Source organism: Nocardia anocheti (assembly GCF_029675105.1).
GTDB lineage: Bacteria > Actinomycetota > Actinomycetes > Mycobacteriales > Mycobacteriaceae > Nocardia.
Genome location: NZ_JAQQFV010000006.1, coordinates 430,133 through 444,888 on the forward strand (window position 1 = coordinate 430,133; position 14,756 = coordinate 444,888).

The 14,756-nt window shown below is 72.3% G+C and carries 12 protein-coding genes; 5 read left to right on the forward strand and 7 right to left on the reverse strand.

Annotated elements, in window-relative coordinates; all coding sequences use genetic code 11:
* Positions 1-3: 3 nt before the first annotated feature.
* On the reverse strand, positions 4-948 hold the full coding sequence (locus tag QC180_RS18620) for a proteasome assembly chaperone family protein (protein ID WP_278264017.1): 945 nt from the start codon (positions 946-948) through the stop codon (positions 4-6).
* A 193-nt stretch (positions 949-1,141) separates the two neighbouring features.
* On the opposite strand from QC180_RS18620, the gene QC180_RS18625 reads away from it, so the two are divergent.
* Both QC180_RS18625 and QC180_RS18630 read left to right on the forward strand, forming a co-directional pair.
* On the forward strand, positions 1,142-1,864 hold the full coding sequence (locus QC180_RS18625) for a sensor domain-containing protein (RefSeq protein ID WP_278264018.1): 723 nt from the start codon (positions 1,142-1,144) through the stop codon (positions 1,862-1,864).
* A gap of 150 nt (positions 1,865-2,014) precedes the next feature.
* Entirely contained in the window at positions 2,015-3,181 is a 1,167-nt protein-coding gene (locus tag QC180_RS18630) for a DUF4192 domain-containing protein (RefSeq protein ID WP_278264019.1), read from the forward strand.
* 16 nt (positions 3,182-3,197) lie between these two features.
* Here QC180_RS18630 and galE read toward each other — a convergent pair whose 3' ends face one another.
* Both galE and QC180_RS18640 read right to left on the reverse strand, forming a co-directional pair.
* Positions 3,198-4,178, reverse strand: coding sequence for a UDP-glucose 4-epimerase GalE (gene galE, locus QC180_RS18635; RefSeq protein WP_278264020.1), 981 nt, complete (start codon positions 4,176-4,178; stop codon positions 3,198-3,200).
* 3 nt (positions 4,179-4,181) lie between these two features.
* Positions 4,182-4,868 carry an iron-dependent transcriptional repressor DtxR gene (locus tag QC180_RS18640; protein WP_278264021.1) on the reverse strand — a complete coding sequence of 229 codons (687 nt, stop codon included), beginning with the start codon at positions 4,866-4,868 and terminating at the stop codon, positions 4,182-4,184.
* A 129-nt stretch (positions 4,869-4,997) separates the two neighbouring features.
* On the opposite strand from QC180_RS18640, the gene QC180_RS18645 reads away from it, so the two are divergent.
* Positions 4,998-6,239, forward strand: a complete 1,242-nt coding sequence (locus tag QC180_RS18645) for an acetoin utilization protein AcuC (protein ID WP_278264022.1) — start codon at positions 4,998-5,000, stop codon at positions 6,237-6,239.
* Entirely contained in the window at positions 6,232-8,994 is a 2,763-nt protein-coding gene (locus tag QC180_RS18650; protein ID WP_474646476.1) for a bifunctional acetate--CoA ligase family protein/GNAT family N-acetyltransferase, read from the forward strand. Before QC180_RS18645 ends, QC180_RS18650 begins: the two co-directional genes overlap by 8 nt.
* Before the next feature lie 100 nt (positions 8,995-9,094).
* Here QC180_RS18650 and QC180_RS18655 read toward each other — a convergent pair whose 3' ends face one another.
* From QC180_RS18655 to QC180_RS18665, 3 genes are all read right to left on the reverse strand, one after another.
* Positions 9,095-10,063 carry a sigma-70 family RNA polymerase sigma factor gene (locus QC180_RS18655; RefSeq protein WP_022566390.1) on the reverse strand — a complete coding sequence of 323 codons (969 nt, stop codon included), beginning with the start codon at positions 10,061-10,063 and terminating at the stop codon, positions 9,095-9,097.
* Between the two features lie 172 nt (positions 10,064-10,235).
* Positions 10,236-11,753: a DUF7782 domain-containing protein gene (locus tag QC180_RS18660; RefSeq protein ID WP_278264023.1), complete on the reverse strand. Its 1,518-nt coding sequence runs from the start codon at positions 11,751-11,753 to the stop codon at positions 10,236-10,238.
* Between the two features lie 202 nt (positions 11,754-11,955).
* The gene (locus tag QC180_RS18665; RefSeq protein WP_278264024.1) at positions 11,956-12,702 is read right to left on the reverse strand and encodes a VOC family protein; all 747 of its coding nucleotides are present in this window, start codon (positions 12,700-12,702) and stop codon (positions 11,956-11,958) included.
* 189 nt (positions 12,703-12,891) lie between these two features.
* Between QC180_RS18665 and QC180_RS18670 the strand changes: the two genes are divergently transcribed.
* Positions 12,892-14,277, forward strand: coding sequence for an MFS transporter (locus QC180_RS18670; protein ID WP_474646477.1), 1,386 nt, complete (start codon positions 12,892-12,894; stop codon positions 14,275-14,277).
* Here the strand turns inward: QC180_RS18670 and QC180_RS18675 are convergent.
* Positions 14,274-14,690 carry a DUF3099 domain-containing protein gene (locus QC180_RS18675; protein WP_278264025.1) on the reverse strand — a complete coding sequence of 139 codons (417 nt, stop codon included), beginning with the start codon at positions 14,688-14,690 and terminating at the stop codon, positions 14,274-14,276. The two genes, QC180_RS18670 and QC180_RS18675, sit on opposite strands and share 4 nt — an antisense overlap.
* Between the last annotated feature and the right edge of the window lie 66 nt (positions 14,691-14,756).

Sequence of the window (14,756 nt, forward strand, 5' to 3'; positions counted from 1 at the left end):
GGCTCAGTCCTTGCCGTCGGCGGCGGTGTCGCCGTAACCACCCTGTTCGGCCAGGAAACGCTCGAACTCGGCGCCCAGTTCGTCGCCGCTGGGCAGCTCGCCGTCACCGGCCAGCAAACTCGACTGACCCTCCTGGGCGGTCACGAAGCTGTCGTACTGGCGTTCCAGCGCGTGGACCACCGTCTCGACCTCCTCGTTGCCCGCGATGTGCTCGGCGACCTGCTCGCGCACCCGCGCGGCGGCCTCACCCAGCGCCGCCAGCGGCAGCTCGAGTCCGGCGTTCTCGGCGACGTTCTCCAGCAGCGTCTGCGCGGCCTCGGGGTAGTCGGTCTGCGCCAGATAGTGCGGCACGTGCACCGAGAACCCGACCGACTCGTGCCCGTGCTGGGCCATCCGGAATTCCAGCAGCGAGGAGGCACTACCCGGCACCTGCAGCTCGCCGGGCCAGCGCTGGTGCTCACCGATCAGCGAGCGGTCCGAGGAATGCGCGGTGACACCCAGCGGGCGGGTGTGCGGAATGGCCATCGGGATGGCCGACAGGCCGATCGTGCGGCGCACGCCGAGCTGTTCGGCCAGTAGCCGCACCGCGGTGGTGAACTTCTCCCAGCGCAGATCCGGTTCCAGGCCCGACAGCAGCAGGAACGGGGTGCCCGCGGTGTCGCGCAGCGCCCACAGGTTCAGTTCCGGCTCGGCGTAGTCGGAGAAATGATCGGTCTTGAACGTCATCAGGGGACGACGGGAGCGGTAATCGAGCAACTCGTCGACGTCGAAAGAGGCGACGAGCTCGGATTCGAGGCTCTCGCGCAGGTGTGTGGTCGCCAGGCGGACGGCGTGACCGGCGTCGGTGAAGCCCTCCAGGCCGTGCACCAGCACCGGGCCCGCACCGTCTTCCGAGGACAGCTGCGGTGCCGGGAACTCCAGCTCGTACATGTGCGACTGGTCATCCATCGCGGTTCTCCTTCCTGCGCGGTCCACCAACGCTCGCGGCGGGGGAGGCGTTCTCCATTGTCCCCCATACGAGCACTCGCCTCGCACACGGCCGGAGGACGGCTCGTCTCCGATGCACAACAGCGCGTACGGCCGCGGAATTCCCGGCGTGGCGGCCGGGGCCGGATCCGCGCGGTGCGGCACAGTGGAGGGTGTGAACGTGGCGGAGACGACACCGGACCGGGCGCTGTGGGCTGTCCGGGGGCTGCTGTGCGGTGTGGCCGTCGGCGCGGTCGCGGTGCTGGCCGGATGCGGTCAGAGCGTCAGCGGGACGCCCGTCGCGGGCAGCGCGGTCGCCGTGCGGCACGTCGAGGGCGCGCTCGTCGATCTGCTGCCCGCCCCCGACCGGTTTCCGGCCCGCTATCCGGCGGTGGTGCTCCCGCCACAGGCGGCCGCGGCGGCCGCGGGCGACCTCGACGGGGTGGGGGCAGGGGCGACCGTGCGCCCGGCCACGTGCACCCCGCCCGAGCCCGAACCCGGCGCCGAACCGGCGGCGGTGGCCGTCGGCACCGACGACGCGACCAGGACTTCCCTGACCGTCGAACTGTCGCGCACGTCGGAGACGATGGACGCGCTGCGGGACCGGCTCGCGGGATGCGAGCAGATCCGGGTCAGCCGGGCCGGAGCGGAAACGGTGGTGTCCACCACGCTCGATCAGTCGGTGCCCGACGGGGCCGACGACGCGGTGTCGTTGCGGCGCACCGTCGTTCCCGAGGTGGGTGGTGCCGGACTGACCCAGACCATGCGGACCTCGGTCGGCCAGCTCGGCGACGTGCGAATCACGGTGACCTCCATGACATTCGGCGACACCGCACCCGATACGGCCGCGGTGGACGAGCTGTTCGCGACGACCGTGCGGTCGGTGCGCGGCGAGTGAACTCGGCGCCTACCACGCCGGTCCGACAGATCCGCCCCGCGGCGTCGACCGGGAGCGCCGGAATTCCACAGGCGAATCTCTGTCCACAGGGGCGCTGAAAGCCCAGGTCACACCGATCGAGTGGTGGTGGCCACGGCGCACCGTGGAGCCATGACCTCTTCGACGAACTCGCCCCGCCGGACCTCGCGCACCGGACCCTTCCCCCGAGCGCTGGCCTGCGCCGAATCGACCCCCGCCTACCCCGGTGAGATCCCGCGCAGACTCCTGCGGGTGGCCGACGCGGGCGAACTGATCGCCGCGCTGCCCGCCATGCTCGGATTCGTTCCCGAACGCTCCCTGGTCGTGGCCGTGCTGCACGGGCCGGGCCAGGTGGGCGGTGCGGCGATCGAGGCTGTAGTCCGCTTCGACCTCGACGGCGCGGGCGATCCGCGCCACATCGAACAGTTCACCGCCTGCGTGAGTGGTGTGGTGGTCCGTGAGCGGGGGACCGGTGTGCTGGCCGTCGTCGTCGACGATCGCGCGCCGTCCTCGGCGGCGGCCCTGCTGCGGACCGCCGTGCTGCTCGACGCGCTCGGTGCCGAGGGGATCGCCGTACGCGGCGCCTGGTCGGTTCCGGCCATCGCGGCGGGGCAGCGGTATCGCAATCTGTTCGAGCCGGGCGCGGACGGGTACGTCGGCGATCCGGCGGCCTCGATGATCGCGGTGTCACAGGTCGTCGACGGCAGACAGATCCGCCGCTCACGCACCGAATTGACGGCCATGGTCGCCCCCGACGAGCTGCGTGGCGCGCGGCTGCGACCACTGCTCGACCCGGCGGTGCGGCACTACCGCGAGCGGCTCGCCGCCGCGCAACGGACCGACCAGGGCCTGGCGTTCCAGCGGCGCGCGCTGGAATGGGTGCTCTGGCAGATCGCCGACACCGAGTCCGGGGCACCGCGCGACGAGCGGGAACTGGCCCGGCTGGCCGCCATCCTGCGCGACCGGCCGATCCGCGACGCGATGTACGGGCTGGCACTGGGCGACCACGCCGAGGCCGCCGAACAGTTGTGGGCACAGCTGGCCAGGGCCACCCCCGGCACGGACCGGGCCGAAGCCGCCGCCCTGCTGGGCTTCAGCGCCTACCTGCGCGGGGACGGCCCGTTCGCGGGCATCGCGCTGGCCGCCGCGGTGGACGCCGACTCCACGCACCCCATGGCGGTGCTGCTGGAGACCTCGCTGCAGAGCGGGCTGCGTCCCGAACGCCTGCGCAAACTCGCCCACTGCGGCCACCAGATCGCCGCCGATCTCGGCGTCGACATCGGCCCGGTCGCGCCGTGAACCCGCGTCGGTGTGCTCAGCGGGCGCTGTGCGCCGCGTCACCCAGCGAACGCAGGAATTCCCAGGCGTCGGTGACGATCTCGTCGAGATCGTTGTGCTCGGGCCGCCAGCCCAGCTCCGCCACCGCGCGTTCGCTCGACGCGATCAGCACGGCCGGGTCACCGGCGCGGCGCGGGGCGTCGATCGCCTCGATCGGCAGACCGGTCACCCGCTCGCACGCCGAGATCACCTCGCGCACCGAGAATCCCGTGCCCGAACCCAGATTGAGGATCCGGTGGCTGCCCGGCTGCGAGGAACCCAACGCCAGCAGATGCGCCTGCGCCAGATCACGGATGTGGATGTAGTCGCGCACACAGGTGCCGTCGGCCGTGGGCCAGTCGGTGCCGTAGACCGAGATGGCCTTGCGGTGACCCAGGGCCACCTGCAACACGAGGGGGATCAGATGTGTTTCCACGACCCGGTTCTCACCGAGTCCGCCGTAGGCGCCCGCCACATTGAAGTAGCGCAGGCTCGTCGCCGCCAGACCGTGCGCCACCGCGTAGGAGGTGATGGCGTGGTCGATCGCCAGCTTGCTCGCGCCGTACGGGTTGGTCGGGCGGGTCGGCGCGGTCTCGGTGATCGGCACCTGCTCCGGCTCGCCGTACACCGCGGCGGTGGAGGAGAACACCAGGCGCGGGGTGCCGGTCTCGCGGATCGCCTCGAGCAGCGTCAGCGTCTTGACCACGTTGCCGTGCCAGTACTTCGCCGGTTGCTCCACCGACTCGCCCACCAGCGACTGCGCCGCGAAATGCAGGACACCGTCGAAGGGTTCGGCCCGCAGCAGCTCCGGCGCGGCGTCGGCGATGTCGCCCTGGACGAACCGCGCGCCCTCGGGCACACCCGCGGCGTTACCGGTCGACAGATCGTCGACGACGACCACCTCGTGGCCCTGTTCGAGCAGGACCGCGGCGCAGACGCCGCCCACATAGCCGGCTCCGCCGGTGACCAGGAGTTTCACGGATCAGACCAGCCTCACCTGGACGGCGTGCGCCATCTCCTCGGACAGTTCGAAACCGCTGTGTCCCGGCACCGTGATCAGCACCGCGCCCGGCTTGGTCTCCACGGTGACACGCGCGTCCGGCACCACACCGGCCTCGCGCAGCCTGCCGATGACCTCGGGATCGGTCTGGATGTGCTCGGCGAGCCTGCGCACGACCACCGCGTGCAGCGCGCCGTTGGGCAGATCCGACAGGCGCACCAGGGTCTCCTCGGCGGCGGGGGCGTCACCGAGGCCCAGTTCGTCGAGGCCGGGGATGGGGTTGCCGTAGGGCGAGGTGGTCGGATGGTTGAGCACCTCGATCAGGCGCCGCTCCACCTCCTCGCTCATCACGTGCTCCCAGCGACACGCCTCGGCGTGCACGTTCTCCCAGTCGAGGCCGATGATGTCGACGAGCAGTCGCTCGGCGAGGCGGTGCTTGCGCATCACCGCGATGGCCATCGAGCGGCCCTTGTCGGTCAGTTCGAGGTGGCGGTCGCCCGCGACGAGCAGCAGTCCGTCGCGCTCCATCCGCGCGACTGTCTGGCTCACCGTCGGACCACTCTGCTCGAGGCGTTCGGCGATGCGCGCGCGCAGCGGCACGACGCCCTCCTCCTCGAGGTCGTAGATGGTACGGAGATACATCTCCGTGGTGTCGACCAGATCCTTCACCTGTTACCCCTTCGTCGGCAGGAATTCTACCCGCGCGCGAACACCTGTTCGCCCGCTGGACCGGCGGCCCTATTTCTACTGCATGTCAACGCCGCACGGGGTCCGCTGCTTCCGGCTAGCGTGGCGGGCATGGTCACATCGCCGCGCCGCGTCGACCCCGGCACCGTCGTCTGGACCGAGCGATTCCTCGGGTACACGTGGAGCCCGGAGCATCCGATGAAACCGGCGCGCCTGCAGTTCACCATGTCGCTGGCCGAAAGTCTGGGCCTGCTCGACGGTGTCGAGCTGCTGACCCCCGGTGCGGCGACCCGCGCGGAACTCATGCGGGTACACACCAGTTCTTACATCGAGGCGGTGCGGCGGGCCGGAGCGGGGCCGCCCTCGGCCGAGGACACCCGCTACGGGCTGGGCACCGCGGACAACCCGATCTTCCCTCAGATGCACGAGGCGGCCTCGGTGATCGTCGGCGGCACCCTGGCCGCGGCCGCGGAGATCGCGGCCGGTCGCACGCGGCGCGCGGTGAGCATCGGCGGTGGAATGCACCACGCCATGCCCGATTCGGCGGCGGGGTTCTGCGTGTACAACGACGCGGCGATCGCCATCTCGTGGCTGCTCGACCACGGCTTCGACCGCATCGCCTATCTGGATGTCGACGTCCACCACGGCGACGGCGTGCAGCGCGCGTTCTACGGCGACCCGAGGGTTCTCACCATCTCCCTGCACCAGCATCCGGCGACGTTGTGGCCCAACACCGGCTGGCCGGAGGAGACCGGTGTCGGCGAGGCCGAGGGCACCTCGATCAATCTGCCGCTGCTGCCCGGAACCCGGGATGCCCAGTGGCTGCGCGGTTTCCACGCGGTGGTGCCGGGCGCGGTCGCCGCGTTCGGGCCGCAGATCATCGTCAGCCAGTGTGGTGTGGACACCCACCGGGAAGACCCGCTCGCGGACCTGGAACTCACCGTGGACGGCCAGCGCGCGGCCTTCCTGGCCATGCGCGAACTCGCCGACCGCTACGCCGAGGGTCGCTGGCTGGCGATCGGCGGGGGCGGCTACGGCGTGGTGCGGGTGGTTCCCCGGGCCTGGACCCACCTGCTGGCCGCCGCGCTGGATCGGCCGCTGGCCCCGGAGACCCCGATCCCCACCGACTGGATCGATCAGGTGCGCGCGGCCGCTCCGCGCGTGCAGCCGCCGACGACCATGGGTGACGGGGGCGACACCGCCTACCGGCACTGGGACGGTCCCGGTGGTACCCCGGAGATCGGCGACGCGGACCAGATCCGGGCCCAGCGCGCGGTCGACACCGCCATCACCGCCACCCGGCGCGCGAGTTTCGGCCTGCTCGGCCTGGACCCGGAGGACCCTCGTGACTGAGCCCCTGCTGCCCGACACCCCCGACACCCCGGCGAATCCGCCCGCGCCCCCGCCGCAGTGGTTCGGCGATGTGCTCGCCGCCGACGGTGGCGTGGTGCGGATCCGGCCGATCGTGCCCGCCGACGCCGAGGCGCTGGACGTCTTCCACACCGGCCTGTCCGAACGCACCCGGTACCTGCGCTATTTCGGTCCGTACCCGCGCATCTCGCCCAAGGACATGTACCGCACCACACACGTGGACTACCACGACCGGGTCGGGCTGGTGGCGGTGCTCGGTGACGCGATTATCGCCGTGGCGCGCTACGAGCTGCTGGACCGCCCCGGCCCGCGCGCGGCGGAGGTGGCCTTCGTCGTGGCCGACGAGCACCAGGGGCGCGGCCTCGGTTCGGTACTGCTGGAACATCTCGCGGGCGCCGCGGCCGAGAACGAGGTGGTCGCCTTCGTGGCCGAGGTGCTGGCCGAGAACGAGGGGATGATCACCGTCTTCCGCGAGGCGGGCTATCAGCTGCAACGCAGCCGCGACGGGGCCGAGGTCCATCTGGAATTCGCCATCGACCCCACCGAAGCGCTGCGGACCGTGCGGGATTCGCGCGAGGCGGCCTCGGAGGCGCGCAGCGTCGGCAACCTGCTCGCCCCGGGTTCGGTCGCGGTGATCGGGGCCTCGCCCGAACCGGCCAGGGTCGGCGGCGCGGTGCTGGCCAACCTGCTGGCCGGTGGGTTCAGCGGACCGGTCTACCCGGTGAACCCGAACCGGCGCTCGGTACGCGGGGTGCGCGCCTACGCCACGGTGCGGGAGATCCCCGGCGAGGTGGACCTGGCGGTGGTCGCGGTGCCGCCCGCCGCGATCGGCGCGGTGCTCGACGACTGCATGGCCAAAGGTGTCAAGGGCCTGGTGGTCCTCACCGCGGGCTTCGGCGAGACCGGTGCCGACGGTCTGGCCGCCGAGCACGACCTGGTCGCCGCCGCGCGCGGGCACGGCATGCGGGTGGTCGGGCCGAGCGCGCTCGGCATCGCCAACACCGATCCCGCGGTCGGCCTCAACGCCACCCTCGCCCCGGTCCTGCCCGAACGCGGCCGGATCGGGTTCTTCTGCCAGTCCGGACCGCTCGGCGCGGCCATCCTGGGCGAGGCCGCCGCGCGCAACCTGGGCCTGTCTACCTTCGTCTCGGCGGGCAACCGCGCCGACGTCTCGGGCAACGACCTGCTGCAGTACTGGGACACCGCCGCCGACACCGAGGTGATCCTGCTCTACCTGGAGAGCTTCGGTAATCCGCGCAAATTCTCGCGGCTGGCGCGCCGGGTGGCCCGGGGCAAACCGATCGTGGCGGTGAGCAGCGGCAGGCTCGCGGCGGGCGCGGACATGGACCGCACGGTGGTCCGGGACCTGTTCGCCCAGGCCGGGATCATCCAGGTCGACTCCATCTCCGAACTGTTCGACTGTGCCGCCCTGCTGGCCACCCAGCCGCTGCCGCGCGGGCCACGGGTGGCGGTGATCGGCAACAGCGCCGCCCTGAACTGGCTGGCCATCGACGCCGCGCACAGCGAGGGCCTGCGCGTACACCGGCCCGCGACCCGCGTGGACCGGGGGCCCGGCGCCCGACCGACCGAACGCGGCGCCCGCCCCGGTGCCACGCCCTCGGGGCCGGTGGACGGGCCGGTGGATCTGGGCCCGGAGGCCACGCCCGCCGACTACCGCGAGGCGGTGCAGGCGGCCCTGCGCGGTGACGACGTGGACGCCGTCATCGTCGTCGTGGCCCCGCCGGTGCCGGTGCCGATGGGCGGGTTCGCCGACGCCCTGCGCGCGGCCGCCGCGTCCGCGCCGGGACAGGGCAAGCCGGTGCTGACGACCTTCGTCGCCGAATCGGGCATTCCGCGCCTGCTGGCCGTCCGCACCACCGGCACCGCCCCCGCGCGCGGGTCCATCCCGTCCTATCCCGATCCCGAGCGCGCGGCGCGCGCCCTGGCCCGGGTCGAACGCTACGCGCGATGGCGCGACCGGCCGGTCTCCCCGGTACGGCGGCCACCGGGCATCGACACCGCGGCCGCGGCCGCGCTGGTCGAGGGCTGGCTGGCCGAGTCGGGTGGGCGCTGGCTCACCGACGACGAGGCCGTGCGGCTGCTGCGCTGCTACGGCATCGAGGTGGTGGCGTTCCGGGCGGTGCGCAGTGCCGAGGAGGCGGTCGCGGCAGCGGGCGAACTCGGCTATCCGGTCGCGGCCAAGGCCACCGGCGAGCTGTGGCGGCGGCGCCCCGATCTGCTCGGCGTCCGCCTGGATCTGTGGGGCCCGGACGCGGTGCGCCAGGCCTACACCGACCTGGTGGAGATCTGCGGTGACCCCTTGCTGCACGTGCAGCAGATGGCCACCAAGGGCGTGGGCTGCGTGCTGCGGGTCACCGACGACCCCTCCTTCGGCTCGGTCATCCAGTTCGGGCTGTCCGGGATGATCATCGACCTGCTGGGGGACCGGGCCTATCGGGCACTGCCGCTGACCGCCGAGGAGGCCTCGGCCCTGATCGACGCGCCCCGCGCGGCACCGCTGCTGTCCGGGGGCGCGGGCGGGCCCGGGGTCGACAAGGCCGCGCTGGCCGAACTCGCGCAACGGATCTCGGCGCTGTTCGACGACCTGCCGCAGCTGCGCGAACTGTCCTGCGACCCGGTGCTGGCCGCGCCCGCCTCCGCGGAGATCATCTACGCCCGCGCGCGTATCGGCCCCGAACCCAGCCGCTTCGACACCGGGCCGCGGCGACTGGCCTGAACGCGGCAACGCCGACCGGCTCGTGGCCCGCCAGGAGGCAGGCCGCGGACACCGGTCGGCGTTTCGGAAGACGACCCCGCGGGGCCGTCGGGCTCAGGGATCAGCTGGCGTAGGCACGCAGCCGATCGGCGCGCTCACCCTTGCGCAGCTTGGACATGACCTCACGCTCGATCTGACGCACCCGCTCGCGCGAGAGGCCGAACAGCTTGCCGATCTGGTCGAGGGTGCGCGGCTGGCCGTCGTCGAGGCCGAAGCGCAGGCGGATGACCTGCTGTTCGCGCTCGTCGAGGGTCGCCAGGACGCTGCGCACGTCGTGGTGCAGCAGGCCCGCGATGACGGCGCTCTCGGCCGAGGTGGCCTCGGAGTCCTCGATGAAGTCGCCCAGCGGGGCTTCCTCGTCGTTGCCGACCGGCATGTCCAGACTCACCGGGTCGCGGCTGTGGTCGAGCAGGTCGGCGATCTTCTCCACCGGGATACCCGACTCGTTGGCCAGTTCGGCGTCGGTGGCCTCGCGGCCCAGCTGCTGGTGCAGTTCGCGCTTGATCCTGGCCAGCTTGTTCACCTGTTCGACCAGGTGCACGGGCAGGCGGATGGTGCGGCTCTGATCGGCCATGCCGCGGGTGATGGCCTGACGGATCCACCAGGTGGCGTAGGTGGAGAACTTGAAGCCCTTGGCGTAGTCGAACTTCTCCATCGCGCGGATCAGCCCGAGGTTGCCCTCCTGGATCAGGTCGAGCAACGGCATGCCGCGGCCGGTGTAGCGCTTGGCCAGCGAGACGACCAGACGCAGATTGGCCTCGAGCAGATGCGAGCGGGCCGCCTGCCCCTCACGGACCAGAATCGCCAGGTCGCGCTTGCGCGTGGCCGATAACCGCTTACCGGTCTCGAGCAGGTGCTGGGCATACAGGCCCGCCTCGATACGCTTGGCCAACTCGACCTCGTCGGCCGCCGTGAGCAGTGCCGTGCGACCGATCCCGTTCAGGTACACGCGTACCAGGTCGGCGGCGGGGCTCTGGGCGTCGATATCGGACTCGCTGGGGCGCACACGAGTAGTGGCGGGGCTTGTCATGACTTGCCTCCTGTCGGTGGTGTCTCACTCCGTTCAACGGAACCGACATAAGGAAAGTTCCCGATCCCGTCGTCGGTAAACAGCTGCTGAGCTGCGGATTCCTACCCCGACGGCTGAGAAGTTCCTGAGAAGCGGTGCTACCGGGAACCGGTGGGCACGCACACCGTGCCACTCACGCCGGAATCACCAGTCCGTGGCGCACCAGAGCGCTGACCACGCCGAGCGCCTGTCCGGCGAATTCCGGGGTGACCTCGTCGGCGCCGTCGGCGAAGGCGAGGAGTTCGATCAGTTCGGACAACGGCAGACCGTCCGGTCGCATTCCCGCGACCAGCGCGATCGTGGACTCGTCGACCTCGTGCTGCCAGCGCGGCCCGTCGCCGCGGTGCAGGCGCGCGACCCGCTGCTCCCAGCCGGACTCGCCGGGCAGGGAGATCCGCTCCAGCGCGGTCGCCGGGCTCGGGGCGAACCGGGCGTTCCACGCGAGATCGGGATCGGCCGCGACCGCGCGCAGCCAGGCCGACCGGGCGAAGTAGCCGTCGACCTCCGCGCCCAGCGGGTCGTCGAAACCGTGGGTGAGGTCCTCGGCGAGCAGCTCGGTGGGTCCGTCGATGGACCGCAGGTAGACGAAGCCGAACCCGACACCGGACACCTCGGCGGCGTCGAAGGCGTCGAGCCACTGCTCGGCGCGGGCCTGCGCGGCCGGATCGCGCGGGTCCAGCCCGGCGTCGCGCAGCCAGGTGCCGACGTAGAGCGCCGGATCGGCCACGTCGCGCTGCACCACCCAGGCGTCCACACCGTGCGCGGGCAGCCACGACGACACCCGCTGGCGCCAGTCCTGGCCGTCGAGGTGCACCCACGCGGCCAGCATGGACGCGGTACCGCCGGGAACGAGCAGCTCGGGTGCCTGTCCGATGACCAACTCGCTGGCGCCGTCGAGCGCCAGCCCGGAATCGCGGTAGGTGTGCTCGATACGCGCCGGGCCGACCACGAACGGGGGATTGGCCACGATCCGGTCGAAGCGGCGGCCCGCGACCGGCTCGAACCAGGAGCCCTCGAGTAGTTCGAACTCGAGCTCGTTGAGCGCCGCGGTGGCCTCGGCCAGCCACAGTGCCCTGGCGTTGACGTCGGTGGCGGTGACCCGGTCGGCGTAGCTCGCCGCGTGCACGGCCTGCACACCGCAGCCGGTGCCCAGATCCAGCACGGTGCCGACCCGTTCGGTGGGCGTGGCCCGCAGCAGCGACAGCGAGGCGTGCCCGACGCCGAGCACATGATCCTCGGTCAGGGTCCGCCTGCGCATCGAGTCGTCGAGGTCGGACAGGATCCAGCGGGTGCCCGCGCCGGTGTCGAGCGGCCGCAGATCCAGCGCGGCCCGGATCTCGTCGCCGTCACGCACCAGCAGTCCCGCCGCGATCGCGGCGTCCACGCGCACCGGCGCCAGCGCCGCGCCGACCTCGCGTGCGGGCAGGGCGTCGCCGAGCAGCAGCAGCCGGATGAGGGTGCCCAGCTCACCGGCCGCCCGCGCGGCCCGCCGCACCGGCACCGGCTCCGAACGGCTCAGGGCCGCGTGCACGTCGGCTCCCAGCGCCTCGACGAGGGTGTCCGCGTCATAACCGACCCGCAGCAGCGCGGTCCGCAGATCGGGGCACAGCGCGGTGAGCAGGGAATCGGTCGCGGTGGGGTTCGTAGGCACCCGCCTACTCTGCCAGGGCGGCTCGACACGCGAACCGCCAGCTACAGCACGTGTCGCGGCGCGTGCGGAAACCGCGTGCGTCCCCAGCCCCTGGCCGCCGGTGGGCCGGTCCGACCGCGGAGGTCAGGCGCGGGCACGGTAACGAGGCGCAGGCCGTCGGCAGCCCGGTCGCACAGTGGGCGCACGGGGAGTCGGCCCGTGCTCAGCCCGTGTAGGGGTCGCGGGCGGTGACGCAGTAGTGGGTGGCACCGGGGTCGCGCAGCACGATCCACTGGCCGGGTTGCTCGGCGACGCGGGTCGCGCCCAGTGATTCGTGCCAGGTGGCGGTGGCGGCGATGTTCGAGGAGGCCAGGTCGGCGTGCGCGTCGGCCGGGCGCGGGTCGTCGAGGCGCTGGAGCAGCAGGTGCAGGGGCTGGTCGGGGCCGCGCAGGCGGGAGAACTCGGCGCGGCGGCCGGGGCGCAGGGTCCAGCCGGTGAGCGCGTGCCAGAAGTCGGTGTCGGCGACCAGGTCGGCCGGGGACAGGTCAAGGCACACCTGGTCGAGCCGGGTGACCGTGCCGTCCGGCGCACTCGACACGGTGACCGGCGGGATCTCCGGGCGCGCGGACGGGCCGTTGTCGGCGGGGGTGAAGCAGAACGTCTGTCCGGCGGGGGATTCCAGGACGGTGTAGTCCTCGGCGACGGTGACCACCCGGGCGCCGAGCGCGGTCGCGGTGTCGACGGCCGCGGCGATGTCGTCGACGTCGAGGTCCAGGTGGATGCCGCCGCCGTCGCCGACACGCTGCATCTTGAGCCAGGCCGGACCGTCGGCGGGCAGCAGGGTGACGAATTCGCCGTGCCCGCCGCGTGGTTCGGACACCGTCGAGCCGGTGACCGTCGCCCAGAAGCGCACGCACTCGTCGAATCCGGCGGCGGGACGGTCGAGAAATGCCCAGGTCCAGCGAATCATGCTGTCTCCCTTGCGGTGTGGATCGATCGGTCGCGCGTCGCCGCGCGCACGGGTCACGCTGCCCGACGGTAGGCCGTGCGCGCGGCGCTGTCGATGCTTTTCCGCGCCGCGAGCGGGTTGGCAGGATTTCGTCGAAAGATGTCATCCCGGCCACTCGTTCCGCGTCCCGCCGTCCGGCACCCTGATCCGGTGACCGATCTCCGCCCGCCCCTCGGCGTCCCCACCGCCTCGTCCGACGACGCGCCCCGCGCCGATCTCGACCCGGTGGCCGGACCCGGCACCGGCGCCGCCCGCCCCGACGCCGCGCAGACCGCTCTCGGCGCGCGGAAAGCCGGACCGCTCCGCCCGCACCCCGCCTGGATCGTGGCGGGCGTCGGCTTCGTGGCCCTGCTCGGCGCCGCCGCGTTCCGCTCGGTGCCCAGTGTCCTGATCGAGCCGCTGCACGCCGAGTTCGGCTGGTCACACGCCACCATCTCGGCCGCGGTCTCGCTGAACATGCTGCTCTACGGCCTGATCTCGCCCTTCGCCGCCGCGCTGATGGATCGCTTCGGCATCCGCCGCGTGGTCTGCGCGGCGCTGGTGCTGATCGCGGCGGGTAGTGGTCTCACGGTGTTCATGACCCAGGCGTGGCAGCTGGTCGCCACCTGGGGCCTGCTGGTCGGGCTCGGAGTCGGGTCGATGTCGATGCCGTTCGTGGCGACCATCACCGGACGCTGGTTCGTGCGCAGCCGCGGCCTGGTCACCGGCGTGCTCACCGCCGCGGGCGCGACCGGTCAGCTGGTGTTCCTGCCGCTGGTGTCGATGCTGGCGCACGACCACGGCTGGCGGGTGCCCTCGGTGCTGGTCGCGGTGGTGGCGCTGGCGGTGGTGCCGCTGGTGTGGTTGTTCGTGCGCGACTATCCCAGCGACGCCGGGGTGCGGGCCTACGGCGCGCCGCCCGGCTCGGAGGTGGGCGTGCGGGTGACCGTCGTCGGTGGGGCGGGCCGGGCGCTGCGCGTACTGGCGACCGCCGCGCGCACGCGGGGCTTCTGGCTGCTGGCCGGGGGTTTCGCGGTGTGCGGGGCGTCGACGAACGGTCTGGTCGGCACACACTTCGTCACCGCCGCGCACGATCACGGGATGCCGCCGACCACCGCCGCCGGGCTGCTGGCCCTGATCGGGATCTTCGACGTGGCGGGCACCATCGCCTCGGGCTGGCTCTCCGACCGGGTCGACCCGCGCTACCTGCTGCTGGGCTACTACTCGCTGCGCGGGCTCTCGCTGCTCATCCTGCCCTCGCTGCTGGGCCCACACACCCAGCCCAGCATGTGGGTGTTCGTGGTGTTCTACGGCCTGGACTGGATCGCGACCGTCCCGCCGACGGTGCTGCTGTGCCGGGAACTGTTCGGTGCCGACGGGCCGATCGCGTTCGGCTGGGTGTTCGCCGCCCACCAGGTCGGCGCCGCGATCGCGGCCACCGGCGCGGGCCTGGTCCGGGATCTGCAGGGCTCCTACGACCTGGCCTGGTACCTGGCCGGGGCCCTGTGCGGGGCGGCGGCGCTGATGTCGATGCTGGTGCGCCGCCCGGCGCGCTAGTCGATCGCTTTGCGGTGCCCCGATTCCAGGGCGATCTGATTGTTGCGTCCGTCCCAGCGGCTCGGTTCGTTCTTGGTACGCGGGGGCCGGTCGTTGGCGATGAGCACCGCGATCCACGGCAGCGGCACCGAGGCCACGATGATCAGGATGGAGATCAGCGGATTCTCGAACATGCTGTAGGTGATCGCGGCCAGGACCAGGCAGGGGATGCGGAAGGCCATGATGATCGTGTAACGGCGGACCCGGGCCCGATGCTGCTCGTCGAGCGACGGCGCCGCCTCGGTGATGAGCACCGGGTGTTTGGCGTCGGCGCCGGGGAAGTACCCGCGCGAGGAAGAGGACGCGGCGGGCTCGGACACCGGCGGGTCCGGGGTGGGCTCGCCGACGCCGGAGGTGTCGCCGTCGGAATGCATACCCCGAGTCTTCCACTCGCGCTCGCGGCGCGCACACGCGGCTGGTCAGCGGCGCGGGCCACGGAT

Coding starts and splice junctions, on each gene's coding strand:
- QC180_RS18630 (WP_278264019.1), top strand. CDS start 2,015: ATGACCTCTTCGACGAACTCGCCCCGCCGGACCTCGCGCACCGGACCC.
- QC180_RS18675 (WP_278264025.1), bottom strand. CDS start 14,690: ATGCATTCCGACGGCGACACCTCCGGCGTCGGCGAGCCCACCCCGGAC.
- QC180_RS18645 (WP_278264022.1), top strand. CDS start 4,998: ATGGTCACATCGCCGCGCCGCGTCGACCCCGGCACCGTCGTCTGGACC.
- QC180_RS18655 (WP_022566390.1), bottom strand. CDS start 10,063: ATGACAAGCCCCGCCACTACTCGTGTGCGCCCCAGCGAGTCCGATATC.
- QC180_RS18620 (WP_278264017.1), bottom strand. CDS start 948: ATGGATGACCAGTCGCACATGTACGAGCTGGAGTTCCCGGCACCGCAG.
- QC180_RS18665 (WP_278264024.1), bottom strand. CDS start 12,702: ATGATTCGCTGGACCTGGGCATTTCTCGACCGTCCCGCCGCCGGATTC.